This is a genomic window from Streptomyces calvus (assembly GCF_006782915.1).
In the GTDB taxonomy this organism is placed as follows: domain Bacteria; phylum Actinomycetota; class Actinomycetes; order Streptomycetales; family Streptomycetaceae; genus Streptomyces; species Streptomyces calvus.
The window spans coordinates 410,208-433,358 of the sequence record NZ_VCNP01000010.1 but is presented as its reverse complement, the minus strand read 5'-3'; the positions used below and the strand labels follow the sequence as shown (position 1 = coordinate 433,358).

The 23,151-nt window shown below is 72.6% G+C and carries 22 protein-coding genes and 1 pseudogene; 10 read left to right on the top strand and 13 right to left on the bottom strand.

Annotated elements, in window-relative coordinates:
• Positions 1 to 34: 34 nt before the first annotated feature.
• Complete coding sequence (locus tag FGW31_RS06220) at positions 35 to 1,669, bottom strand: acyl-CoA dehydrogenase family protein (protein WP_142192312.1); 1,635 nt, start codon at positions 1,667 to 1,669, stop codon at positions 35 to 37.
• Between the two features lie 89 nt (positions 1,670 to 1,758).
• Between FGW31_RS06220 and FGW31_RS06215 the strand changes: the two genes are divergently transcribed.
• Positions 1,759 to 2,898 (top strand): YihY/virulence factor BrkB family protein, encoded by a 1,140-nt coding sequence (locus tag FGW31_RS06215; protein ID WP_142192311.1) that lies wholly within the window; start codon positions 1,759 to 1,761, stop codon positions 2,896 to 2,898.
• 19 nt (positions 2,899 to 2,917) lie between these two features.
• On the opposite strand, the gene FGW31_RS06210 is transcribed toward FGW31_RS06215, so the two are convergent.
• Entirely contained in the window at positions 2,918 to 3,778 is an 861-nt protein-coding gene (locus tag FGW31_RS06210) for a Rossmann-fold NAD(P)-binding domain-containing protein (RefSeq protein ID WP_233288530.1), read from the bottom strand.
• 81 nt (positions 3,779 to 3,859) lie between these two features.
• Here FGW31_RS06210 and FGW31_RS06205 point away from each other — a divergent pair, with 81 nt between their 5' ends.
• Complete coding sequence (locus FGW31_RS06205) at positions 3,860 to 4,795, top strand: AraC family transcriptional regulator (RefSeq protein WP_142192310.1); 936 nt, start codon at positions 3,860 to 3,862, stop codon at positions 4,793 to 4,795.
• A gap of 10 nt (positions 4,796 to 4,805) precedes the next feature.
• Positions 4,806 to 5,495, top strand: a complete 690-nt coding sequence (locus FGW31_RS06200; protein WP_142192309.1) for a DUF6597 domain-containing transcriptional factor — start codon at positions 4,806 to 4,808, stop codon at positions 5,493 to 5,495.
• Here the strand turns inward: FGW31_RS06200 and FGW31_RS06195 are convergent.
• Positions 5,475 to 5,879, bottom strand: a complete 405-nt coding sequence (locus tag FGW31_RS06195; RefSeq protein WP_142192308.1) for a VOC family protein — start codon at positions 5,877 to 5,879, stop codon at positions 5,475 to 5,477. The genes FGW31_RS06200 and FGW31_RS06195 overlap by 21 nt on opposite strands.
• Before the next feature lie 201 nt (positions 5,880 to 6,080).
• On the opposite strand from FGW31_RS06195, the pseudogene FGW31_RS06190 reads away from it, so the two are divergent.
• Both FGW31_RS06190 and FGW31_RS06185 read left to right on the top strand, forming a co-directional pair.
• Positions 6,081 to 6,185 (top strand): annotated as a pseudogene (locus FGW31_RS06190) (IS5/IS1182 family transposase); the annotation flags it as partial.
• A 72-nt stretch (positions 6,186 to 6,257) separates the two neighbouring features.
• A complete protein-coding gene (locus tag FGW31_RS06185; RefSeq protein ID WP_142192382.1) occupies positions 6,258 to 6,791 on the top strand; it encodes a DUF7822 domain-containing protein in 534 nt (177 codons plus the stop codon).
• A gap of 155 nt (positions 6,792 to 6,946) precedes the next feature.
• On the opposite strand, the gene FGW31_RS06180 is transcribed toward FGW31_RS06185, so the two are convergent.
• Positions 6,947 to 8,056 (bottom strand): S8 family peptidase, encoded by a 1,110-nt coding sequence (locus FGW31_RS06180; protein ID WP_142192307.1) that lies wholly within the window; start codon positions 8,054 to 8,056, stop codon positions 6,947 to 6,949.
• Positions 8,057 to 8,138: 82 nt separating this feature from the next.
• The gene (locus FGW31_RS06175; RefSeq protein WP_142192306.1) at positions 8,139 to 8,390 is read right to left on the bottom strand and encodes a hypothetical protein; all 252 of its coding nucleotides are present in this window, start codon (positions 8,388 to 8,390) and stop codon (positions 8,139 to 8,141) included.
• Positions 8,391 to 8,557: 167 nt separating this feature from the next.
• Between FGW31_RS06175 and FGW31_RS06170 the strand changes: the two genes are divergently transcribed.
• Both FGW31_RS06170 and FGW31_RS06165 read left to right on the top strand, forming a co-directional pair.
• Entirely contained in the window at positions 8,558 to 10,255 is a 1,698-nt protein-coding gene (locus FGW31_RS06170; protein WP_142192305.1) for a helix-turn-helix transcriptional regulator, read from the top strand.
• Positions 10,256 to 10,548: 293 nt separating this feature from the next.
• Positions 10,549 to 11,328, top strand: a complete 780-nt coding sequence (locus tag FGW31_RS06165; RefSeq protein ID WP_142192304.1) for an oxidoreductase — start codon at positions 10,549 to 10,551, stop codon at positions 11,326 to 11,328.
• 209 nt (positions 11,329 to 11,537) lie between these two features.
• On the opposite strand, the gene FGW31_RS06160 is transcribed toward FGW31_RS06165, so the two are convergent.
• A complete protein-coding gene (locus tag FGW31_RS06160; protein WP_142192303.1) occupies positions 11,538 to 12,437 on the bottom strand; it encodes a LysR family transcriptional regulator in 900 nt (299 codons plus the stop codon).
• A 151-nt stretch (positions 12,438 to 12,588) separates the two neighbouring features.
• On the opposite strand from FGW31_RS06160, the gene FGW31_RS06155 reads away from it, so the two are divergent.
• On the top strand, positions 12,589 to 13,248 hold the full coding sequence (locus FGW31_RS06155) for a ThuA domain-containing protein (RefSeq protein ID WP_142192302.1): 660 nt from the start codon (positions 12,589 to 12,591) through the stop codon (positions 13,246 to 13,248).
• Here FGW31_RS06155 and FGW31_RS06150 read toward each other — a convergent pair whose 3' ends face one another.
• The 3 genes from FGW31_RS06150 to FGW31_RS06140 all read right to left on the bottom strand — a co-directional run bounded on the left by FGW31_RS06150 (position 13,249) and on the right by FGW31_RS06140 (position 16,111).
• Positions 13,249 to 14,139: a transporter substrate-binding domain-containing protein gene (locus FGW31_RS06150; RefSeq protein ID WP_233288783.1), complete on the bottom strand. Its 891-nt coding sequence runs from the start codon at positions 14,137 to 14,139 to the stop codon at positions 13,249 to 13,251.
• 18 nt (positions 14,140 to 14,157) lie between these two features.
• Complete coding sequence (locus tag FGW31_RS06145; protein ID WP_142192300.1) at positions 14,158 to 14,907, bottom strand: hypothetical protein; 750 nt, start codon at positions 14,905 to 14,907, stop codon at positions 14,158 to 14,160.
• 154 nt (positions 14,908 to 15,061) lie between these two features.
• Positions 15,062 to 16,111, bottom strand: a complete 1,050-nt coding sequence (locus tag FGW31_RS06140) for a LacI family DNA-binding transcriptional regulator (RefSeq protein ID WP_142192299.1) — start codon at positions 16,109 to 16,111, stop codon at positions 15,062 to 15,064.
• 182 nt (positions 16,112 to 16,293) lie between these two features.
• Between FGW31_RS06140 and FGW31_RS06135 the strand changes: the two genes are divergently transcribed.
• Both FGW31_RS06135 and FGW31_RS06130 read left to right on the top strand, forming a co-directional pair.
• Entirely contained in the window at positions 16,294 to 17,847 is a 1,554-nt protein-coding gene (locus FGW31_RS06135) for a carboxylesterase/lipase family protein (protein WP_142192298.1), read from the top strand.
• A 201-nt stretch (positions 17,848 to 18,048) separates the two neighbouring features.
• Complete coding sequence (locus tag FGW31_RS06130; protein WP_182674540.1) at positions 18,049 to 20,109, top strand: restriction endonuclease; 2,061 nt, start codon at positions 18,049 to 18,051, stop codon at positions 20,107 to 20,109.
• A gap of 125 nt (positions 20,110 to 20,234) precedes the next feature.
• Here the strand turns inward: FGW31_RS06130 and FGW31_RS06125 are convergent, their stop codons facing one another.
• The 4 genes from FGW31_RS06125 to FGW31_RS06110 all read right to left on the bottom strand — a co-directional run bounded on the left by FGW31_RS06125 (position 20,235) and on the right by FGW31_RS06110 (position 23,119).
• A complete protein-coding gene (locus FGW31_RS06125; protein WP_142192297.1) occupies positions 20,235 to 20,906 on the bottom strand; it encodes a hypothetical protein in 672 nt (223 codons plus the stop codon).
• The gene (locus FGW31_RS06120) at positions 20,903 to 21,778 is read right to left on the bottom strand and encodes a phosphotransferase enzyme family protein (protein ID WP_142192296.1); all 876 of its coding nucleotides are present in this window, start codon (positions 21,776 to 21,778) and stop codon (positions 20,903 to 20,905) included. Before FGW31_RS06120 ends, FGW31_RS06125 begins: the two co-directional genes overlap by 4 nt.
• Positions 21,779 to 21,829: 51 nt before the next feature.
• Positions 21,830 to 22,390, bottom strand: coding sequence for a mycothiol transferase (locus tag FGW31_RS06115; RefSeq protein ID WP_142192295.1), 561 nt, complete (start codon positions 22,388 to 22,390; stop codon positions 21,830 to 21,832).
• Between the two features lie 171 nt (positions 22,391 to 22,561).
• Positions 22,562 to 23,119 carry a TetR/AcrR family transcriptional regulator gene (locus tag FGW31_RS06110; RefSeq protein ID WP_142192294.1) on the bottom strand — a complete coding sequence of 186 codons (558 nt, stop codon included), beginning with the start codon at positions 23,117 to 23,119 and terminating at the stop codon, positions 22,562 to 22,564.
• Positions 23,120 to 23,151 lie beyond the last annotated feature (32 nt).

The following is a 23,151-nucleotide window of genomic DNA, read 5'->3' as shown; positions in this document are numbered from 1 at the left end:
GCGCAGCACCACCCCCGCGTCGCGCCCGCACCCCTCAGGACACCGGCCGGGCCCGCTCCACCACCGACGCCAGGTCCAGCGTGTGCGGCAGCGTCCCGAAGGCCCCGCCCCCGTCCCCGCCCAGCCGCGCCGCGCAGAACGCGTCCGCCACCTCCGGCGGCGCGAACCGCACCAGCAGCGACCCCTGGAGCACCAGCGCCAGCCGCTCCACCAGCCGCCGCGCCCGCGCCTCGACGCCGTCCAGATCGGCCAGTTCGGTCAGCAGGTTCTTGATCGCGCCGTCCAGCCGGTGGTCGGCCCCGCGCGCCTGCCCGACCTCCCGCAGGTACGCGTCCAGCGCGCCCGGCTCCCGGCGCAGCGCCCGCAGCACGTCCAGCGCCTGCACGTTGCCCGCGCCCTCCCAGATCGAGTTCAGCGGCGACTCCCGCACCAGCCGGGGCATCCCCGACTCCTCGACGTACCCGTTGCCGCCGAGGCACTCGGCCGCCTCCACCGCGACCGGCGCGCACCGCTTGGTCACCCAGTACTTCGCCGCCGGCACCGCGATCCGCAGCAGCGCCCGCTCCTGCTCACCGCCGTCGTCGTACGCCGCCGCCAGCCGCATCGCCAGCGTGGTGGCCGCCTCCGACTCCAGCGCGAGATCGGCCAGGACGTTGCGCATCAGCGGCTTGTCGACGAGCCTCCCGCCGAACGCCTCCCGGTGCGTGCAGTGGTGCACCGCCTGCGCCACGGCCTGCCGCATCAGGCCCGCCGAGCCGAGCACGCAGTCCAGCCGGGTCGCCGCCACCATCCCGATGATGGTGCGCACCCCGGCCCCCTCGTCGCCGACGCGGCGCGCCCACGTCCCGTCGAACTCGACCTCGGCGGAGGCGTTGGACCGGTTGCCCAGCTTGTCCTTGAGCCGCTGGATGCGGAACACGTTGCGCGTGCCGTCCTCCAGCACCCGCGGCAGGAGGAAACACGTCAGGCCACCGGGCGCCTGCGCCAGCACCAGGAAGGCGTCCGACATCGGCGCCGAGCAGAACCATTTGTGCCCGGTCAGCTCGTACGTGCCGTCCTCGGCCAGCGGACGCGCGGACGTCGTGTTGGCCCGTACGTCGCTGCCGCCCTGCTTCTCCGTCATCCCCATGCCGAACAGGGCGCCGGACTTCTGGTGGGCGGGCCGCAGCGCCCGGTCGTAGATCGTCGAGGTCAGCCTCGGTTCCCACTCCGCCGCCAGCGCCGGGTCGGTGCGCAGCGCGGGGACCGCCGCGTGGGTCATCGACAGCGGACAGCCGTTGCCGGCCTCGACCTGCGTCCACACCAGGAACGCCGCCGCCCGCCGCACGTGCCCGCCCGGCCGTCCCCAGGCCGCCGTCAGTCCCGCTCCCACGCCCTTGCCGAGCAGCCGGTGCCAGGCGGGATGGAAGTCGACCTCGTCGACGCGGTGGCCGTAGCGGTCGTGGGTGCGCAGCCGCGGCGGCTGCTCGTTGGCCTGCACCCCCCACTCCTGCACCTGGGCGGAGCCGGCCGTGCGCCCGAGCCCCGACAACGCGGAGCGGCCCTCGGCCAGCAGGTCCGGCGCCAGATGCCGCTCGACCGCGGCCACCAGGGCCCGGTCCGCTTCGAACACGTCGTACTGCACCAGCGGTGGAGCCTGGTTGGTCACGGTGTGCGTGCTGCCTGCCATGTCCCGAACCTACCCCGCGGTACGCCCGCCTCACCCGATGATGCGGCCTGTGGGTGAGTGCGACCAGGCACGACGGATACCTTTAGGTCGTGCAGCCAGCAAGTGAAACCCCCGACGCGCCCTCCGGCCGCCTCCACCGGGCCCGGGCCCTGTACCGGAACGTCTCCAAGCGCAGAACCGCCTGGCTGCTGCTGAAGGACACGGTCAACTCCTGCATCGAGTACCGCATCCTGGGGCTGGCCGCCGAGGCGGCGTTCTTCACCCTGCTGTCGGTGCCCCCGCTGCTGCTCAGCATGATCGGCCTGCTCGGCTACGTCGACGCCTGGACCGGCGCCGACACCATCCAGAGCCTGCAGACCAACCTCCTGGAGGCCTCCCGCACGGTCCTGTCCGACCGGGGCGTGAAGCAGATCGCGGAGCCGATCCTGGACGACGTGGTGAAGGGCGGCCGGCCCGACATCATCTCCCTGGGCTTCCTGCTCGCCGTGTGGTCGGGATCCCGCGCGGTGAACGTCTTCATCGACACCATCACCGTGATGTACGGCCTCGACGGCGTCCGGGGCATCGTCAAGACCCGCCTGATGGCGTTCCTGCTGTTCATCGTGGCCCTGCTGATCGGCTCGGTCGCGCTGCCGCTGATGGTCGCGGGACCGGACGCCGTCGTACGGGTCGTGCCGTGGTCGACGACGGTCGTCCAGGTCCTGTACTGGCCGGTCGTGATCCTGCTGTCGATCGCCTTCCTGACGACGCTGTACCACGTCTCGGTGCCGGTGCGCTCCCCGTGGATCGAGGACGTGCCCGGCGCGCTGGTCGCGCTCGGCATGTGGGTGCTCGGCAGCTTCCTGCTGCGGATCTACCTCACCAACACCGTCGAGGGCCCCACCATCTACGGCTCCCTCGCCGCCCCGGTCGCCGTCCTGCTGTGGATCGGCGTGTCCGCGTTCGCCGTGCTCGTCGGCGCCGCCGTCAACGCGGCCATCGACCGGGTCTGGCCCGCCGCCGCCACGGCCGCCGCCCGCGAGGCGAACGAGCGGCTGCGGCAGGCCCAGGTCGCCGAGTACGTGGCCCGCACCTCCGCCGCCGGCGGGGCCGACCCCGACATGCCCTCCGAGTTCCCGGAACGCTGGTCCCGCTTCCTGCCGCCGGAGGACGTCACGGCCCGGCTGCGCACCCACGCGCGGACCCCCCACACGAGGAACGACGACGGCACCGAGCACGAGGAGAAGTGACCCGCCGGAGGCGGCCCGCTCACGCCCGCCAGGTCCCGGCCGCCGCCTCCTCCCGCACGAACGCGGAGAAGTCCCGCGGCTCCCGCCCCAGTACCCGCCGTACTCCGTCCTCCACGTGCGCATTGCGGCCGTCGAGCAGCTCCGCGAACAGCTCGGTGAGGAAAGCGGCCTCCTCCGGCGGCACGCCGAAGGCGGCCAGCGCTTCGCCGTAGTCACGCGCCGGCACCGCCCGGTACACCAGCGGCCGGCCCGTCGCCGCCGCGATCTCCGCCACCGCCTCCCGCCAGCTGAGCAGTCGCGGCCCGGTCACGGCGAGCGTCCGTCCCACGTACCGCTCCCCGCCCGTCAGCGCGGCCACCACCACCTCCGCGATGTCCCGCACGTCGACGAACGGCTCGCCCACCTCACCGGCCGGGAACACCAGCTCCCCGCGCCGCAGCTCCTCCGCCAGCGGTCCCTCGCCGAAGTTCTGCGCGAACCAGGCGGCCCGTACGACCGTCCAGTCCGCGCCCGACGCGTGCAGCGCCTCCTCGGTGGGCAGCGCCCGGTCCTCGCCGCGCGCGGACAGCAGCACCAGGCGCCGCACGCCCAGCCCGACCGCCGTACGGGCCAGGTCGCCGACCGCCTCGGCGGTGCCGGGCGCGCCGACGTCGAGAGGATGGACGAGGTAGGCGGCCGTGGCGCCGCGCAGCACGTCCGGCCAGGTCGACCGGTCCGTCCAGTCGAACCCGGTCGACCGGGACGCCGCCCGCACCGTCAGCCCCGCCGCCCGCGCGGCCCGCGCCACCCGGCTCCCCGTCCGCCCGGAGGCGCCCGTGACGACGACGGTCATGTCCTGCGTGCGCCGCACGCCCTGCGTGGTCTTCGCGTTCGGTGTCATGCCGTCGAGTCAACTGCCCTGCCCCGCAAGGAGCCATCGTCGAACGGCTCGTTGCCATGAGCCTGCGTCTACGCTGGCCCCATGGACGCACTCACCGGCCTGCTGGAGGGCCCCCGTGCCCGGGGCGCGTTCATGATCCGGGCGTGTTTCGACCCGCCCTGGGCGATCCGTGTCGCGGACCGTGCCCCGCTGACGGTGATGCTCCTCGCCCGCGGCGAGGCGTGGCTGACGTCCGACGGCGGGGAGCGGCTGCGGCTGGGACCCGGCGACCTCGCCGTCGCGCGCGGCCCCGACCCGTACACCTGCGCCGACCGTCCCGACACGGTTCCGCAGGCGCTGATCCTGCCCGGCGGCGAGTGCCACTACCCCGACGGCCGCCCCCTCAACGGCGTCATGGACCTCGGCGTCCGCACCTGGGGCGACCGGCCGGACGGCGGCACGGTGATGCTGATCGGCACCTACCGGGCGCGCGGCGAGATCGGCGGCCGGCTCCTGGACGCGCTGCCGCCGCTGCTCTCGCTCACCGCCGACGTGTGGAACTGTCCGCTCACGCCCTTCCTGGCGCAGGAGATCGTCCGCGACGCCCCGGGCCAGGAGGTCGTCCTGGACCGGCTGCTCGACCTGCTGGTCATCGCGGCGCTGCGGGCCTGGTTCGCCCGGCCGGAAGCGGAGCCGCCCGCCTGGTACCGGGCGCAGGCGGACCCGGTCGTCGGGCCCGTGCTGCGCCTGCTCCAGGACGACCCGGCCCACCCCTGGACAGTGGCCGCGCTTGCCGCGAAGGCGGGAGTCTCCCGGGCCGCCCTCGCGCGCCGCTTCACCGCGCTCGTCGGCGAACCCCCGATGACCTACCTCACCGGCTGGCGTCTGGCCCTCGCCGCCGACCGGCTGCGCGACAGCGACGACACCCTCGCCGCGATCGCCCGCCGGGTGGGCTACGGCAGCGCGTTCGCCCTGTCCACGGCCTTCAAACGGGCCTACGGCGTCAGCCCGCAGGAGTGGCGCACCCGCGCGGCGTAGCCTGGACGGCGTGTACAGGGAGCGGGCGTCGCGGCTGCCGGGCGCGGTCGTGTGGACCAACACCCCGGCCGGGGACGGTCAGGGGCGGGTGCTGCCCGACGGCTGCATGGACCTGCTGTGGAACGAGGGCCGCCTGCTGGTCGCCGGGCCCGACACGCGCGCGCACCTGACCGCCGGACCGCCGACCACCTGGACCGGCATCCGCTTCCGCCCGGGAACCGCACCCGCCCTGCTGGGTGTCCCCGCGCACGAACTGCGCGACCGCCGCGTCGAGCTGGCCGACCTGTGGCCGGCGGCGGAGGTGCGCCGGCTGACCGCCCGCGTGCACGCGGCGGACGACCCGGCGCGCGGCCTGGAGGACCTGGCGCTGCGCCGGTGGGCGGACACCGGCCCGCCCGACCCGCTGCTCGACCGCCTCGTCGCCGCCCTCGACGCGGGTCGCCCGGTCGCGGCGACCGCCGACGAACTGGGCGTGGGCGCCCGCCGGTTGCACCGCCGCTCGCTGGCCGCGTTCGGCTACGGCCCCAAGACCCTGGCGCGCATCCTGCGCCTGCGGCGCGCCCTGTCCCTGGCCCGCGCGGGCGTCCCCTTCGCCGAGACGGCGGCCCGTGCCGGTTACGCCGACCAGCCCCATCTGGCCCGCGAGGTCCGGCAGTTGACCGGGCTGCCGCTGGGCGGCCTACTCGCCGGCCGCGGGTAGCGGCGCGAACAGGTCCACTCCGTTGCCGTCGGGGTCGAGGACGACGGCGTACCGCTGCCCCCAGACGGCGTCCCAGGGCTTGAGTTCGCCGTGGTACCCGGCACCGGTCAGCTCCTCGTACAGTGCGTCCACCTCCTCGGTCGTGTCGCACAGCAGGGCGAGCGAGTGCCGTCCGCCACCGGTCGGCGGCCGCCATGCGGGGTGGAAGGAGCGGACGGTCTCCTCGGTGTCGAGCAGCAGCCGGATCCCGCCCGGCAGTCCGGCCTCGGCGTGCGGCTGGTCCTCCGCACCCTCGGGGAAGGCGAAACCGAGCCGGCGGTAGAAGGTCACAGAGGCGGCCATGTCGGAGACGACGAGGCCGACGGCGTCGAATCGTACGGTCATGGGGCCACCGTAGGCAGGGCGTGCGGGACAGGTCTTGAAGGAATCGGACACCGGGCGGGCCGCGGACCCGGGCCGCGGACCGAGCCGACGCACCGGCAGGCACCCGCGGGCCCGACGACGCGACAGCCCTCGAGAGAGGACCGCCCTCTTCGCGGCGTCTCCAGGCAGTTTCGTCTTGGGTGACAAGGCGTGCTCCTCCCGGTCCGCGAGCATCTGCGCCGGCGCGGCATCCGCGCAGTGATTCCGGAACGGGCCGGCCAACGGGCCGGCCGGAAGCGGCGCGGGCAAGCGGGCGGCAGGCCACCGGGCCTCCTTCCGACTGCGAGGAGGAGCCCGGCGGCACGGGCGCTGTCGGTCCCCGGTGTTAGCGTCGCCGCCATGGCGAACCGTTCGTATCTCTACTCCGCCGACTCGATGCCGAGTGAGGCGGACCTTCCCCCGAGGATCCGGTGCATATCCCAGCACAACTGGGACGTCCCCCTCGCGCACAAGCTCATGGTGGGGCACGGGACGACGGTCGTCCCGTCCATGATCTGGAACCCCCCGATCGGCATCGCCGCGCACTACGCCGAGGGTGCGGCTCTGCTGCTCGGTCTCCTGCGTGCGGTCGGCGAGGGCCTCGAGGACGACGCCGACTTCGCCGAATGCGTGGCCAGGACCACGGCCCACTTGGAACAGCAGCAGGCGAAGTACTTCATCCTGGAAACCGGGGAGATCGTCTCGATGACGAGCGACGATCCGGCGGCGAGCGTGCGGAGCCTGGCCGCCGAAGACATCCCCGACGCCGTCGCCGAGGCCGAGGCGGCGATCGCCGGCCAGAACGACGCCTGGCTGGCTTCCGTCCGAGCCGACTGGCAGAGCCACTTCGCTTCCTTCTACAGCAAGGCGCTGTACTTCTCCTTCCCCGAATGACGACCGGTTCCGGCAGGGGCCGTGAAGGCACCGGGGACGCCGGTGGCCAGGGTTGTGGCCACGGTGACACCAACCTGCTCGGCCCTTCACGCATGGGGGCGGCCACCCAGTACTCCCGGGTGGCCGCCCCTGTCGATCGGTGGCAGGCGATCGGGTCAGCGTTCCTTCGTACCGCCCTTGCGGTCCTTGACGGTGGCCGCCCCGGCGTACTGGACGGCGGCGGTGGCGTCCGCGATGCCCCAGCCGTGAACCGGTGAGTAGACGCCCGTCAGCCCGGTGCCCGGCTGGCGGGCCGTGTCGAGCAGCGCGGCCTCGACGTCGGCCAGGGTCCGGCCCTGTGCGAAGAGCAGGGCGGCGACGCCCGCGACGTGCGGCGTGGCCATGGACGTGCCGGCGTAGTAGTCGTAGTCCTTCTGGCCGCAGGACGCGGACCCGGTGCCGGCCGGCACCGTGGACACGATGTCGTCCTTGCAGGAGGTCAGTGCCGCGCCGCCGGGAGCGGCGACGGCCTTCAGGTCGGGCTTGTTCGGCAGTTCGGAGAACCAGCTCTTCAGCTCGTTGCGGTCGGTCGAAGCCACACAGATGGCGCCGGGCTCCCATGCGGGGGTGCTGCAGAACGGGGTGGCCGAGTTCCCGGCGGCGGCGATGACCGCCGTGCCCTTCGCGTTCGCGTAGGCGATCGCCTCGGTCACTGAGGACTCCAGGCCGGTGAGGGTGAGGGCCTGCGTTCCCGCCAGCCCGCCGAGGCTCATGTTGATGACGTCGGCACCGTGGTCCGCCGCCCACCGTATGCCGGCGGCTATGTCCTCGAAGGTGCCGCTGCCTTCCTCCAGCACCTTGACCGGCATGATGTCGGCGTTCGGCGCGACCCCGGCGACGCCGGTGCCGTTGTCGGCGACAGCGGCCACGATGCCCGCGACGTGAGTGCCGTGCTCGTCGCCGTTGTTCTGGCCGTCCGGTCCGCGGAAGTCGCCGTTCCCGCACGGCTGGGCCTGCTGGCCGCAGCCGGTGAACGTGGCGCCGGCCACCAGGTTGCCCTTGAGGTCGGGGTGGGTCAGATCGACTCCGGTGTCCACGACGGCCACGACGGCACCGGCGCCGGTGCTGGTGGCCCACGCCTGTTCGGCGTGGACCTGGTCCAGACCCCACTGGTCGCCGCGCAGCGGGTCGTCGGTGCCGGCGTGCGCGAGGCCGGCCGAAGTGCTCAGCAGTGCGGCGGCGCCGAGGAGCGACGCGGCCAGAGTGAAGGTGCGGTGGTGGGACATGGGTTCCTCTCCTGGGTGACGGACGGAGCACCGATGGTCAGCCGGCCTGCCGCCCGGTGAGGGTGAACTGGTGGTGGGCGCCTCAGAGGTGGAGCAGTCCGACCTGGGTGGCGCCCGCGGCGATCACGACCCTCTGCCCCGCAGTCGCGAAGTCGCCGGTGATCGGCCTGCACGCCGTGCCGTGGAAGAGCCGCTGCCGGTCGCCGAGTCGGCTCGCCGGCCCGGTGTGCGACGCGCCGTGCAGTACGCCGCTCCGGCGGGCCGTCGGCTTCCGCTTCCTGATCCGCGCGTCGGTGCCCGAGCGGCCGACGGTGCGCCGCAGTCGGCCCGCCACGCGGCCGCGGTCGCGCCGTTGAGCACGGACACGACCGGCGTGCGGGATGCGTTCATGGGCAGTCCTCGGCTCGGAACGGTACGACGGCCGCGGTCCGTCGACGGAAATGAAAGCCTCGGTTCCGGCTCTAGGACAATCCAAGAACTGCACCTATTCTCGCTTGAACCATGAACGACAATGTGTCCGAGGCGCGTCGCGCGCTCCTGCCGGGGACGTCCCACGCGTCCTTCGCCGCGAACGTCTCCACTGCCGTTCGGGAACAGCTGCGCAGAGCCGAGTCGGCCGCGCTCGGTGGCCGGGCGGACCACGGTTTCGACATCCTGCGCGACACCCGCGCGGGAGGAACGCCGCTCGCCGACGACGACCGGATCGCCCTCGCCGAGATGACGTCCCTGCTCACCCGGTGGGGCGCACCGGGCCCCGCACCCTGGGAGTTCCTCGACGAGTTGGCCGCCGCCTGCCACACGCCCCGCGCACGCGGCGCGGTGTTCCTCGCACAGGCACGGGCCGCGCGGGGAAAGGCGATGGCCGAGTACGGCACCCGGGCCCTCTTCGAGTTCACCGCGGCAGGCGACATCGGGGGACAGGCCCTCGCCCTCAGCCGCATGTCCTTCCCCGCCGACGCCGGCCTCAGCCCCTCCTACCGGCGGGAACTCGCCCGCCGGGCGCTGGCCCTGGCGAAGCGGTCCGGGGAGCCGTGGATCATCGCCCTGGTCGCCGGCATGCTCGCCGCGTGCGAGACGTACCAGGGACGCAAGCGCGCGCCCGGTCGCTGGCGCCAGGCCGCCTCGCTGCTGCCGGCCGACCTGGACGCGGTCACCGGCGAGGTCGCCGCGCTGAACTATCTGAACTGGGCTCTGACCTGCGTGTACTTCGGGGACTACCCGACCGCTCTGGAGGCGGTGGCGCGCGGCCGCGTGGTGGGCCGGGGGCCCTGGGTCAACAAGTTCGCCGCGGTCGAGGCGCTCGTGCGTCACCGCACCGGACACCTGGACGTCGCGCGGGAACAGGCTGCGGTCGCGAGGGCGGGCACCGCGCCGGGCATCCGTGAACTCGGCACGGCCGTCGCGGCCGCGGTGACGTTCGAGACGGCCCGCCGCCTGCCGTACGACGACCTCGAAACGGTCGTCACGGTGGCGTACGCGACCTCGCCGCCGTGCGGTGCGACCGCGGCGGCGACCCTCGCGTACATCCGGCATGCCCGCCGCGAGCCGCGCCCGGCGCGCGGACTGCCGCCGATCCTGCGGAAGGCACGCGAGGCCGAGCACCACTTCGGCTGGGAGGACGCCCTGCTCGCGCTGACGGAGATCGCACCGGACGCGGCCCGGGACGAGGCCGCCGCCATGTCCCGGTTCTGGTCTCCCTCCCCGCGCGCCGCCGCGATCCGTTCGGTCGTCGAGGGACACCTCGCCGGCAAGCGCGGCTGGGCCGCCCTGGTCGAGGGTGCGGACGCCCTGGCCGCCATGGGCGAGCCCATCACCGCCGGCCGCGCCTACCACGCCGCCGCCAGGGTCGCCCCTTCCCCGACGGAACGGACCCACGCCCGCGACCGCGCCGCCGAGCTGTTCACCACGGCGGGAGCCGACAGATCACTGGCCACCCTGGCCCGCGACCGCTTCCTGCACGGCGGCCTGCTCCACGTACCGGACAACCAACGCCACCAGGTGAACGCCGGGCTCACGCCCCGCGAGCGTGACGTGGCGGTGCTCGCGGCGCAGGGGTTCACCGCGGTGGAGATCGCCGACCGGCTGGGCATCACGGTCGGAACCGCGCGCAACTACGTCCTGAACGTCCGCCGGAAGTTCGGCTCGGTACCCAAGAGGCGCCTGGCGCTGGTACTCGGCATGGTCGGCGACGTCCACTGAACTCCGGGCCCGGCACGAAAACCGCGCTCCGTCCGGCCGAACCCGCACCACGGCCCCCGCAGCCCTCGCGAACCGGACGGCAGCGGTGGCGGTGACGCCATAGGACATCCCTATACCCCCTGCTCGAAATTCGTCTTTGCCTCCCGCTCTTTCGCGAACGTAGCGTGAAAACAGCTCGACGGGAAACGGGTCGCGATTCCTTCGGAACGGCAGTTCCTGCACGCGACCCGGTCACTTTCCCTTTTCCCTTTTCCGTCGGGCGGTCACATACACGATGCGAGAGGACCGGTGGCATGGCCACGGCTGAGAAGGACGAGAACGGAACGCAAGAGCTCGCGGGAAAGCGGGCCCTGGTGACGGGGGGCTCACGCGGCATCGGGGCGGCCGTCGTGCGTCAACTCCTGGGCGCGGGCGCCGAGGTGCTCACCACCGCGAGGTCGGCGACGGGCACGGTGCCCGAGGGGGCCGCCTTCGTGGAGGCCGACGTGCGCACCAGGGCCGGAGCGGAGGCGCTCGCCGAGGCCGCGCGGGAGGTACTGGGCGGGGTGGACATCCTGGTCGACAACGCGGGCGGGGCACGACCGCACCCGAGTGCCTCGACCATCCCCGACGAGGAGTGGCAGAACGCCCTGGACCTGAACTACCTGGCGGCGGTCCGGCTGGACTCGCTGCTGGTGCCGGGGATGCGGGAACGGCGCTCCGGGGTGATCGTGCACGTCTCCTCCGCCGCGGTTCCCACCTCGGCGCCGCCGTTCCTGCACTACACGGCGGCGAAGGCGGCGCTGGAGAACTACAGTCGCGGACTGGCGCTGGAACTCGCCCCGTTCGGCATCCGGGTCAACACGGTGACCCCTGGCAGGACCGCCACCCCCGGCGGCGAGGCGACCCGCGAGCAGTGGGCGCGCCTGGGCGCGGACTCGGGGCGGACCGCCGCCGTCGCCACCCCGCCGCTCGGACGCGACGGCGAGCCCGACGACATCGCCCACGCCGTGCTCTTCCTGGTGTCCGACCGGGCGGGCTGGCTGACCGGCAGCAACCTCGTCGTGGACGGCGGCGAATTCCCCAGGGGGTGAGGGAAACGGAATTCCGGAACGCCGTTCCCGGCATTTGGGATTCGGATGCCGTACGTCGAATACGGATCAGGGAACCGGGCACGCCGCCGATTCATGAGAAGAGGAACGGGCCCGCGATGTTCACGTTCCTGTCGCTGTGTTCGCCCATGCCGGAGTTCCTTCCCCAGCGCGACCCCGGTCGTGGTCGCGCCCGTTTCCCTCCGGGCCCGTCAGGACGCCGGTGAGGAGGAAGCGGGCACGAACCACTCTTCCTCGCGCAGGAGTTCGAGCAGGGCCGTCTCGGCCGGGCCCGCGTCCTGCCGGACCACGGCGATGACGGGCTGGGACACGGCCGGGGACACCGGGCGGACGAGGTGCTCGTGGCCGTCGGGCACCGCCGACGCCGGTACCAGGGTCACCCCCAGGCCCTGCGCGGCCCAGCGCACGGCCGTCGCCGTCTGGGACACGCGGGCGGCCGTGGCCGGCGTCAGACCGTTGTCCCGCAGCACGTTCAGCAGGACGCCGTCGAGCGCGCTGTCGCGGTCGAACCGCACCCACGGCTCGCCCGCCAGGTCGCGCAGCGCGACCCGGTCCGCGGCCGCCTGCCGCTGTCCGGCGCCCAGCACCACGACGAGCTCCTCGTCGCCGAGGTGGTGGGCCCCGGCGGGGCCCCGCTCGCACGCCGGCATCAGCGCGAAGTCCAGCACGCCCCGGCGGCACAGCCGCTCCAGCTCGGCGGCGCTCGGCTCCTCGAAGACGGTGACCTCCAGCCGCGGGAAACGGCGGCGCAGCGCACTCAGCGCGCGCGGCAACTGCTGTGTGCCGAAACCCATCTGCACGGCGACCACCAGCTCGCCGACCAGCTCGTCGGCACCCGCCCGCGCCGTCGCCCGCGCCCGCCGCGACGCGCTCACCGCGATTTCCGCCTCCCGCAGGAACGCACGCCCGACCACCGTGGGCACCAGCCCGGTCGGCGTGCGGGCGAACAACTGCACGCCGAGTTCCCGCTCCAGGCCGCGGATCTGCTGGGACACCGACGGCTGGGCGACGTGCAGCCGTTCCGCCGCGGCCGTCACCGAGCCCTCCTCGGCGACCGCCAGGGCGTACTCGAACTGGCGAAGGCTGCTCATCGGCTCCCGTCCTCTCCCGCGGCGGCCCACCGCAGACGCTGTCATCGTAAGCGGCCGACCTGGCCGACGTGGAGCTGCTCCCGGCCCTCCGCACCGGTGCAGCGGCCTCCCGCCACCGGGGTTTCCGCCGTCCTCGCATAGGCTCCGGCGCATGGCCGCCACTCCCGCGCTCCTCGTCTACACCCGCACCGCCGACTACCGGCACGACTCCATTCCGGCCGGGATCGCCGCCCTGCGCGGCCTCGGCGGCTCCCGTGCCCTCGGGGTCGACGCGACCGAGGACCCCGCCGTTTTCGAGGCGCCGCTCGACCGGTACGCCGCCGTCGTGTTCCTCTCCACCAGCGGCGAGGTCCTCACCCCGGCCGGCCGGCGGCGGCTCGGCGCGTACGTCGAGGCGGGCGGCGGTTTCGTCGGCGTGCACGCCGCGGCCTGCACGGAGTACGACTGGCCGTACTACGGCGACCTGCTCGGCGCCCGCTTCGACCGCCACCCGGCGCTCCAGCCGGGCCGCGCCGTGGTCGAGGACCACGACCATCCGGCGACCCGGCACCTGCCCGCCGTCTGGCACGTCACCGACGAGTGGTACGACTTCCGCACCAACCCGCGGGGACGCGTGCGCGTCCTGGTCCGTGCCGACGAGTCGTCGTACGACGGCGGCGGCATGGGCGACGACCACCCGCTGGTCTGGTGCCGCGACCAGGGCGCCGGCCGCGTCTTCTACACGGCCCTCGGCCACACCGCCGAGATCTACGACGACCCGGACTTCCGTGCCCACCTGCTGGGCGGGATCACCTGGGCCGCCGCCCGCTGATCAGTCCCCGCAGGAGGAGTACGTGTCCACGTCCTCCGGATCGGGACGGAACTGGTTCTCCCAGTCACCCGGGTACGCGGCGACCAGCGCGGGCAGTTGCGCCTTGACGTCGCCGGCCCACTCCTCGGCGAGGTAGCCGCGCAACGCCTTCCGGAGCTTGCGGCAGTCGCTGGTCCGGCCCTGCGGCAGCCCGATGCCGTACCGGTTGATGTTCCCGAACGACACGTCGGGCACGACCCTGAGGGGGACCTTGCTGTTCTTCTGCTGCTCGACGAAGCCGTAGAGCAGCGCCTCGTCGGTGAACACCGCGTCGACGTCGCCCTGTTGCAGCTTGCGCACGCACGTCGAGTAGGTGCTCTCCAGGTGCGGGGTCGTGTCGCCGGGCAGGGGAGCGATGGCCGACGTGGAGTTCTCGACCGTGCAGACCACCTTGCCGGCGACGTCCTTCTCCCGCTTGATGCCCTGGTAGTCCTCGCGGACCAGGAAGGCCTGCTTGGTGACGAAGTACGGGCCCACGAAGTCGACCTTCCTGTCCCGCTCCGGGGTGATGGAGTAGGTGGCGATGACGAGGGCCGACGACTCGGAGACGAGTTCCTGCTCCCGCTGGGAGGAGACGACGTCGTAGAACTTCGGGGTGAAGCCGATCTGCCGGCCGAGGTAGGCGGCCAGGTCGACCTCGAAGCCGCGGTCGGTGGGCCCCTTGCTGAGGTTGAAGCCCGGCTGGTCGTTCTTCCCGCCGATGAAGACGGTGCCGTGGAGGTGGTCCTCGTCGCCGTCGTCGGTGCCCGTGCAGGCCGCGCCGGTGAGCAGCAGCAGGGCCGCCGCCGTGAGACGGGCGAGACGGTGACCCGTCGGGCGCCGGCGGCGCGGGTGGTGCGGAGCGTGCGTCATGGCGGTCACCGGGCTTTCCTAGTCGTCCATCCGCGCCGAGGCGACGGCCAGTTTCACTTCGCAGCCCGGTTCCGCGTGCACCTGGACGGACAGCCGGGCCTCGGTCGTTCCGCGTCCCAGGCCGAAGGTGAACTCGGTGCCGGGCGCGCCGGTCTGGCTCTGGTTCCGTCCGGAGCCCGAGCGCAGCGTCACGGTCAGCTCGCTGCCCGGTGTGCACACGGGTGCGGCGGGATCGTGCGGGAGGACGTCGAAGGCGATGTCGAGCCGCGGCTTCGCGTCGCCGGTCCGCACGGTTGCCGTGGCCGTCTCGCCGTCCACCAGCGGAGGGGCGAAGTCGAGTTCCACGCGGTTCGTCACGTCCACGGGGCGGCTCTCCAGATACGTCCGGATGCCCAGCGCGGGCAGCCCCACGGTCAGCACGGCCAGCGGGATGACCACGAGGACGAACGGCGGGAACCACGGCGGTTCCCGGTCGGCGCTGTCGCGCCGGAGCAGCGGCAGCATGGCCGCGGCGAAGGCCAGCAGGGCCGCGGCCGTCGCGCCGACCACCGTGGGATCCCCGCCGAGCGTCAGCCAGATGGCGCCCGCGCCGAGGACGGTCACGAGATCGGCCAGGAGCAGCAGGGTGAGCGGCCAGGCACCCTTGGAGGCGTCGCGCACCCACAGCACCGCACGCCGCGGCCACGGGGGAGGCGTCGTCGCCGCGTCGTCCGGGGGGTTCGCACCTGCCGACGCGCTCGGTGTGGCGCTCGTCACGTCGTTGGTCACGCGGGCAGCATAAGGGCGGACGAGGTGACAGAAGGTGATGTGGGAGAAAGGTGGCTGAGAGCGGCCCGATAACGGCTTGTATCGGTCAGGCCCTGTGATATAGGGCGCCACGGTCGGCCGATGGTACGTCACCCCGGCCTGACATGACGGACGTTCACGGACATCCGGGTGCCGGCCCCGCCGTGCTCGCCCGTTCCACCAGCCGGGTCGACAGTTCCGTGCGGGTGCTCTCCGGGCGGTTGCCGTCCATCATGCGCAGGAGCAGGTGCAGGGCCGTCGCCGCCATCTCCGACAGGGGCTGACGGACCGTGGTCACGGCCGGAGTGAGCCAGCGGGCCTCGGGCAGGTCGTCGAAGCCGACGACGCTCATGTCGTCCGGGACGCGCAGTCCCGTCTCGCTCAGGGCCTCGTACACGCCGGGCACCATGCGGTCCGAGCAGACGAAGACGGCCGTCGGCGGCTCCGGCAGGTCGAGGAGTTCCCGCATGCGGCAGCGGGCGGCGTCCTCGCCGGACCCGGCCTGCCGGACGTACTCGGGGCGGTGGCGCACGCCCGCGGCGGCGAGGGCGGAGCGGTAGCCGGCGATGCGGGCGGTGACGGCCATGGTGCTCCGGTGCCCGGCGACCACGGCGATGCGTTCGTGTCCCAGGGACAGCAGGTGTTCCGTGGCCGTCACGCCGCCCTGCCAGTTCGCCCCGCCCACCGAGACGGCGCCGGGCGGCGGCTCGTGCACCGGGTCGATCAGCACGAACGGGATGCGGTGGTGCTCCAGCCACGCGTACTGCGGCTCGCTCGGTCCGGCCAGGTGGAACAGGATCCCGGCCGACCCGCGCGGCACGATCCTGTCCAGCCAGCCCCGCTCCGGGCGCTCGGCGCGAGCGCGGACCGGGGCGGTCGAGACGACGATCTCCAGGCCCGCGTCGTGCGCGGCCCGCTCGGCGCCGTGCAGCACCGCGCCCGACGCGGAGTCCTCCAGGGAGTGCATCACGAGGTCCACCAGGCGCGGCGGCCGGGCGTCGAACCGGGGTCTTCTGACGTAGCCGAGCCGGTCCAGGGCCTCCGTGACGCGCCGGCGGGTCTCCGGGGCCACGTCGTCCCGGCCGTTGACGACCTTGGACGCGGTGGGCACCGACACCCCCGCCTCACGGGCCACGACCGCCAGTGTCGGCCCGGCCGCCGTGCTCGTACTCCCCGTACGGGGCATCGGAAACCCACCTCTCCGCCGATGGAAGCGATAGAAAGCGCTTCCTACTGTAGATCCGCCGCCTCCGGGCGGGAAGAACTTGCACACGGGCCGAGGAATACCGGTAACTGTTCCGGTGCTCTTGTGTTACCGGCGGGTTCGTCCGGTGCGTGAGCGCGGTGCGGTGAAGGGCTGGTGGGCACATGACGGCAGGCCGAGAGAACCCCGTGACCAGAACCCCGTACGGTGCCGTACGCGGCCGGTGGGACCGGGGCGTGGCGGTGTTCCGGGGGATCCCGTACGCGGCGGCCCCGTTCGGCCCCCGCCGCTTCCGGCCGCCCGTCCCGCCCGAACCCTGGGACGGTGTGCGCGACGCGGCCGCCTTCGGCCCCACGGCCCCCAAACCCCCCTACTCCGAGGCCTTCGCGCAGTACCTGTCCGACCCGGTGGTGCCCGGCGACGACTGCCTCAACCTGAACGTGTGGACCCCCGACCCGTCGCCCGGCGCCCGCCTCCCCGTCTTCGTGTGGCTGCACGGCGGCGCCCTGACCAGGGGCTCGTCCGCGGTGCCCGTCTACGACGGCCGCACCTTCGCCCGCGACGGCGTGGTCTTCGTGTCGGTCAACTACCGCCTCGGCGTCGAGGGCTACGGCCTCTTCCCGGACGCCCCCGCCAACCCCGGCCTGCGCGACCAACTCGCCGCCCTGGGCTGGGTCCACGAGGCGATCACGGCCTTCGGCGGCGACCCCGCCCGTGTCACCCTCGGCGGCCAGTCCGCCGGCGCCATCAGCACCGGCGCGCTCATCGCCGCCCCGCAGGCGCGGGGACTGGTACGGCGGGCTGTCCTGCAGAGCGGGCCGCCGGAGACCACCGACCGGGAGAAGGTGCGACGGATGGTCCGCCGCATGGCGACCCGTCTGAAGGTGCCCGCGACCGCCGAGGCCTTCGCCGCCGTCGACCGCGCGCAACTCCTGCGCGCGCAGGCCGAGGTGGGCCGCCTCAGCAGCCCCGTCCTCGGCGGCCCCGCCTTCGGCATCGTCGTCGACGGCGACCTGGTGCCCCGCGATCCGCTGGAGGCGCTCACGGACGGCGCGGCACCCGGCGTCGGCCTGCTCACCGGCTGGACCCGCGACGAGTACCGCCTGTGGCTGGTCCCCGGCGGCCTGCTGGAACGCGTCGACCGCCTCGGCCCGCTCGCCCTGGCCGGCGCGATGGCCCGCTGCCGGTGCGGCAGCGAGGTCCCGCGCGGCTACCGCACCCTGCGCCCGGCCGACGGCACCGCCGAACTCGTCGGCCAGATGGTCACCGACCGTCTGCTCCGCCTGCCGCTGCACCGCCTGTCCGACGGCCGCGACGAGCCGTCGTACGTCTACGAGTTCGCCTGGCCCTCCAACCGGCCCGGCATGGGCGCCTGCCACGCCCTGGAACTCGGCTTCGTCTTCGACAGCGGCGACGAGCCCGACGCCCGCAAACTCTCCGGCGAGGGCGCGCCCCAGGAACTCGCCGACGCGATGCACGGGGCGTGGGTGCGGTTCGTCTCCGACGGCGCACCGGGATGGGACCGCTGGGACGCCCGCCACCCGGTCCAGGTCTTCGGCGACGGCACCCCGCACCTCGTCCACGGCCCGCGCGACCGCGAACTCGCCCTGTGGGCGACCCCTTCCGTGCCCGCCGAGGCGACCGGTCCTGCCACGTCCCCCGAACTCCGCTCCGTGATACGCCGCTTGCGGCGCAGCGGGGCGCTGCGCCGGGGTTGAGACCGCGTCGCGCACGGCGTGCCCGGCGGGTGTGACGCATCGACGCAGTTGGGCGGGTACTTCCTCGTCCTTGGCCGCCCAAGGCGGCTGAGCAGTTTCCTCGTGCTGGGCGGATGTGCGAGATCGCTGTCGCTGTATAGAGTCACCCCGTTACAACTGGTTGTGGGGACAACCAGAGCGCCAGGGGAGGGCATGCAGCATATGAGTCGTCGTTCTCAAGGCTTGGTCGGCGTCTGGGCTGAGATGCAGAGGCAGCAGCAGCGCCAGGTTGAGGCCGATGCCAGGCGACGGAGACAAGAAGCACAGCAAGCACGTGCCTACCAACGGCGAGCCGCCCAGAGTCACCGCGAGTACATGCAGGCGGAGGCGTTACGTCGCACTGAGGAACTGGACGCACAGGTTGCCTCGCTGCAAGGTCTTCTCGCTGCCGGTTGTCAGGCTCCGGCCTTCCGTGCTTCCTCCCTCATGCGTCCCGAAGAGGTCCAACCGTTCGCCCCAGGACCACTGGCGCAGCCGGTGCCCATGCCGAACTTCGATCATTACCAAGTGCAGAGCGGCTGGACTGCTGGTCGCCGAGCACAGGCGCAGGCCGAGGCCCGGGCGCGCTTCGAGCGGGACTGGCACGCGGCCCAGGCGGCTGAGGCTCAGCGACAGCAGCAGCTGGCGGCGTACCAGCGGGAGTACCAGCAGTGGGTCGATACCCAGCTGGCCGAGGTGCGGCGACACAACGCCAACATCGTCGAGCTGACCGAGGGAGTGCGACGCCGCGATCCCGACGCCGTGGTCGACTACTTCTCCGCTGCTCTCTACGCGTCGACCGCGTGGCCGGAGGGTTTCCCACGTCAGGTGGCAGCGGCCTACGACTCGGCAGCCCGACAGCTGGTACTGGATTGGGAGTTGCCCGCTTACGACGTCGTCCCCGAGGCCAAATCCGTTCGGTACATGTACGCGGCGGACCAGCACAAGGAGAGCCCTCGGCCGGTCACTCAGCGTCGGGCCCTTTACCGGGAGGTTCTCGCGCAGTGCATGTTGCTCGTCCTGCACGAACTCTTCGCAGCGGATGAACCGGGTGCGCTCGAGTCAGTGACGTTGAACGGGTTCGTGGACGGTCATGACCCTACGACGGGCAGGCCGGGTCACATCTACCTGGCAACCGTCATGGCTCCGCGTTCGACGTTCCGCGACCTGCACTTGGCGCAGGTGGATGCCTGCAGCTGTCTGGCCGATGCACTGCGCGGTCAGCTTGCGGCTCGTCCCGACCAACTCACTCCGGTGCGGCCGAGCCGTCGGCCGCAGGAGGTCGGGAATCGTGTCGTCACGCATGGCAGTGACGAGGAACCCGACTTGTACGAGATGGACCCGGTCGCCTTCGAGAACCTCGTTGCCGATCTCTTCCGGGCCATGGGGATGCAGGCCGTCACCACTCAGCGCTCGAACGACGGCGGGGTGGACGTCGACGCGCTCGATCCGACGCCCATCCGAGGCGGCAAGATAGTCGTGCAGGTGAAGCGCTACCGCAACACGGTGCCGCCCACCGCTGTGCGCGATCTGTACGGGACCGTGCAGGACGCCGGCGCCAACAAGGGCGTCCTCGTGACGACGTCACGGTTCGGCCCTGGCTCACACACCTTTGCCAACGGCAAGCCGCTGGAACTGATCTCAGGCTCTGAACTTGTCGACCTGCTGCATCGCCATGGGCTCCGTGGGCGCCTGGGCGATGGTGGCAGTCAATCCGGAGCGCAGCCGACGCCGACGGTTCCGGACACTCGACTGCCCGACGACTACAACGTTCTGGGCATGTCGTGGAGCGGAAGCGTCACCCTCGACGTGTGTGCTCTCGTCTGCCGCGGCAACCGCGTCCTCAGCGACGAGCATTTCGTCTTCTTCAACAACCCGCAGACACCGGACGGCTCCGTGCGCACCCTCTCCGCCACCGCACCCGACAAAGCCGCGGTCTGCGTCTCCTTCGACGCGTTGCCGGATGAGGCCGACAGATTCGTCCTCGTGGCGGCCATCGACCCAGAAGTCAACCCGGACGCCGACCTCTCCGGCTTCACAGATGCCTGTATCCGGCTTCTTGATCCGGGGATGACCGAACTCGGAACACTTGAGGTCTCCGACGGCAGGCCCGGCGAGACCGCCCTGGTACTCGGTTCCTTCCGCCGCAGGTCCAATGGAGACTGGGACTTCGTCCTCGGCGGCAAGGGCTACACGGGCGGTCTGGAGGAACTCGTCACGGACTACGGCATCGAGGTGGAGTAGGCAATCCGCCCTTGAGCCGGATGCCGCAGTGACTCGGATGGGTTCGTGAGCGCGGCGTGGCGACCCATCTCGGACTGTGCTCGCGGACCTTGTTGCTCGTGTTGTTGCGGGCCGCGCCGGGGCGGTCAGCGCCGAACGCCGCCGCCGCTGCCCGGCTCGGGGCGGCGGGTCCACAGGGACACGTCGCTGCTCGTGGCGACGGCGATGGTCTCGCCCGAGGGTGAGAAACCGAAGGCTCGAAGTTCCGAGTAGCTGGAGTGGAAGATGTGCCACCACTCCTCTCCGTGCGGGCCGGAGTGGGGAAGGCCGCCGTCGACGGAGAGCAGCACACGGTCGTTCGGCCAGGCCGGGGTGACGGCCTCCAGGGTCCAACCGTCCTCGGTGGTGGTGTGGAGCCCACCGCCGAAGAGGCCGGCGATGCGTACCCGGCTGCCGGCGACCGGTCCCAGTCCGGGGCACGTCAGGTCGGTGACCGCGTCGGGGGTGCTGTCTTCGGGATCGGGGTCGCGGTCCCTGGCGATCTTCTCGCCGGTGACGGCGTCGAAGAGACCGTGACCGTCGTGCGAGACGACCACGACCAGGTCGTGGCCGCTGTCGGGATGCGACGCGAAGCCGATGCCGAGCAGGCCACCGACAGCAGCCCCGTACGCTTCCTCGAAGACGGGCCGCCAGGGTGCGGGCGCGGGGACGACAGGGGCGGCGAGCAGCCGGTCCCGTAGGGCCCGCTGGTATGCAGTGATCGGCGGTTCACCGCTGTGTCGCTCCACCGGAGCTGTCGTCTCGGTCTCCTTCGTCACCTTTGCCGTCCCGGTGCGTTCTCCGTCGCGATGTCGAGGCCGTCGTGGGCGGGAGCCGCTCGGATGCGGGCCAGCCACTCCGTGGCCAGTCGGCGCCCGTCGGGCAGTTGGTCGTCGCGGTCCCAGCGCCATGTGGTGATGATGGCCAGTACGAGCAGCCGGCACGCGCGCAGCAACTCCCGGTCCACGTCCGGATAGTGATCGCCGACTTCCTCCGGCGCGTGGGCGAGGTCGAATTCGACGGGGCCGCGGCAGCACGTCTCCAGGTCGATGAAGAGCGGCCCGCGCTCCGTGGTGAGCAGGTTGCCCGGGTGCGGCTCGCCGTGCAGCAACTGCTCGGTGCCGCCGCGCTCGGCGATCAGGCGTCCCGCGGTCCGCAGGGTCTCGGCGAGCAGTTCCCGGTCCGGGTCGGCGAGTTCCGGGGTGCGGTCGCGGTCGGCCAGGAGTTCCTGCGCGCGGGCGACCCGTTCGGTGAAGTGCGGCGCCGCAACGCCGAGCGTGCGCATGCCGGTGTGCAGCCGCTCGAGAGCGGCGGCGAAATCGGCGGGTGGGACCTCGTGCGGGGTCACGGGCGGGTGGTAGGTCCACAGGGTGATCACGAAGCCGTCGCGTTCGTGGACGCGTGGCTCCACCCGGGGGTCGGGAGCGGCCACCGGGCATCCGGACGCGACGAGGTGCCGGGCGAGGTCGACCTCGAACTGCGCTACCTGCTCTGCCGCCGGTGCGACCCGGGCCACGACGTCGCACGGCAGCAGCCGCAGGGTCAGCTTGTTCGAGTTGTTCAGAACGGTCGCCTCGTCGGCGGTGAGGCCGAGTGCGGCGGCGGTCGACAGGGCCGCGGCCGTGGCACGACGGACTTCTGGCGCCTGCATGGTGGTCCGCTCCCTGTCGTCGGTCGAGCGTGCGCCTGGGCAGGCTCCCGCCTACTGTCCCACGCGCCCGTCGACGCACTCGCGCAGCAGGTCGGCGTGGCCGCAGTGCCGGGCGTACTCCTCGATCCTGTGCACCAGCAGCTCCCGGACGGCGATGCCTTCCTTGCCCAGGCGCTCGCCCAGATCCGTGTGCGCGGCCAACGCGGCGTCGGTCGCCGCCTGTTCGCGCTCCATGTCGGCGTACGCCGCGTCGACCACGGCCTGGTCGGCGACCGCCCCGTCGAAGTCCCCGTCCCGCCTGCCGTACAGCTTCGGCAGCGGCTCACCGTCACTGATCCAGTTGCGCCAGTCCCGTTCGTCCTCCGCGATGTGGCGCAGCAGACCGAGCAGCGACATGGTCGACGGCGGCACCGACCGCCGCGCCAACTGCTCCGGGTCCAGACCCTCGCACTTCATCCGCAGCGTCAGGCGGTAGTCCCGCAACACGCTTTCCAGCGTGGCGAGTTCACCGTCGGGCCCCGGCCCGTCGTTGTTGCGGGGGTCGTCCGCCGGGTCGGCCCACATGTCGGGGTAGACGGTCGCCTTGGTCCATCGCGCGGGTTCATCGGTCATGGCCCTCATGCTCGACGGTGCGCCCCCGCCCGCGCCAGCTCTTTTCGCCGCGTCGGACGGGACGACAGGGCCGGAGGGAGTGAACTACGCGCAGGTCCGACCGCGCGCCTCGGAGATCGTTTCACCTTGAGGCGTGGGCGGCGGAGGCCGACGGCCGGTTCGAGCAGGGGCCTAACGCAGGGCGGCGGTGACCAGGCCTTCGAGGGCCTCGCGCGGTACGTCGCCGCCGCTCACCAGCCGGTCGAAGACCAGTCCGTCGAGGCAGGTCAGCAGGGTGCGAGTGCGGTTCTCGACGTCCGTGACGCCGTGCGCGGCGAGGAACAGCCGAACGGCCTCGCGGCCGGCGTTCTCGCGGGGGACGAGGATCTCGCGCAGCTCCGGGTCGCGCACGCTCTCGACAGCGCAGGCGTAGCGGGCGAGAGAGCGGCGTCGTCCCTCGCCGGTGAGTCGCCGGCGGGTGAGCAGTGCCATGCCGTTCACCAGTTCCTCGACGGTGCGCAGGGGCGGCAGTTCCTCGGTCGTCGTGTGCAGTTCCGCTTGGTCGAGTTGGACGAGGCGTGTGACCAGTGCGGTGAGCAGCGCGGCTCGGGTGCGGAAGTAGGCCGAGGTGGTGCCGGGCGGCATGGCGGCTTTGCGGTCGACTGCGCGGTGGGTCAGGCCGCGGATCCCTTCGTCGGCGAGTACGTCGATGGCCGAGTCCGCGAGGAGTGTGCGTCGTTCCGAAGCCATGACCCCTTTCTACACCTGTAGAGACTCAGTTA

Bases quoted from the DNA above. Each gene is read 5' to 3' on its own strand.
- FGW31_RS06220 (WP_142192312.1), bottom strand. From the start codon at position 1,669: ATGGCAGGCAGCACGCACACCGTGACCAACCAGGCTCCACCGCTGGTG.
- FGW31_RS06210 (WP_233288530.1), bottom strand. From the start codon at position 3,778: ATGACACCGAACGCGAAGACCACGCAGGGCGTGCGGCGCACGCAGGAC.
- FGW31_RS06205 (WP_142192310.1), top strand. From the start codon at position 3,860: ATGGACGCACTCACCGGCCTGCTGGAGGGCCCCCGTGCCCGGGGCGCG.
- FGW31_RS06195 (WP_142192308.1), bottom strand. From the start codon at position 5,879: ATGACCGTACGATTCGACGCCGTCGGCCTCGTCGTCTCCGACATGGCC.
- FGW31_RS06185 (WP_142192382.1), top strand. From the start codon at position 6,258: ATGGCGAACCGTTCGTATCTCTACTCCGCCGACTCGATGCCGAGTGAG.
- FGW31_RS06180 (WP_142192307.1), bottom strand. From the start codon at position 8,056: ATGTCCCACCACCGCACCTTCACTCTGGCCGCGTCGCTCCTCGGCGCC.
- FGW31_RS06170 (WP_142192305.1), top strand. From the start codon at position 8,558: ATGAACGACAATGTGTCCGAGGCGCGTCGCGCGCTCCTGCCGGGGACG.
- FGW31_RS06165 (WP_142192304.1), top strand. From the start codon at position 10,549: ATGGCCACGGCTGAGAAGGACGAGAACGGAACGCAAGAGCTCGCGGGA.
- FGW31_RS06160 (WP_142192303.1), bottom strand. From the start codon at position 12,437: ATGAGCAGCCTTCGCCAGTTCGAGTACGCCCTGGCGGTCGCCGAGGAG.
- FGW31_RS06155 (WP_142192302.1), top strand. From the start codon at position 12,589: ATGGCCGCCACTCCCGCGCTCCTCGTCTACACCCGCACCGCCGACTAC.
- FGW31_RS06150 (WP_233288783.1), bottom strand. From the start codon at position 14,139: ATGACGCACGCTCCGCACCACCCGCGCCGCCGGCGCCCGACGGGTCAC.
- FGW31_RS06140 (WP_142192299.1), bottom strand. From the start codon at position 16,111: ATGCCCCGTACGGGGAGTACGAGCACGGCGGCCGGGCCGACACTGGCG.
- FGW31_RS06135 (WP_142192298.1), top strand. From the start codon at position 16,294: ATGACGGCAGGCCGAGAGAACCCCGTGACCAGAACCCCGTACGGTGCC.
- FGW31_RS06130 (WP_182674540.1), top strand. From the start codon at position 18,049: ATGAGTCGTCGTTCTCAAGGCTTGGTCGGCGTCTGGGCTGAGATGCAG.
- FGW31_RS06120 (WP_142192296.1), bottom strand. From the start codon at position 21,778: ATGCAGGCGCCAGAAGTCCGTCGTGCCACGGCCGCGGCCCTGTCGACC.
- FGW31_RS06115 (WP_142192295.1), bottom strand. From the start codon at position 22,390: ATGACCGATGAACCCGCGCGATGGACCAAGGCGACCGTCTACCCCGAC.
- FGW31_RS06110 (WP_142192294.1), bottom strand. From the start codon at position 23,119: ATGGCTTCGGAACGACGCACACTCCTCGCGGACTCGGCCATCGACGTA.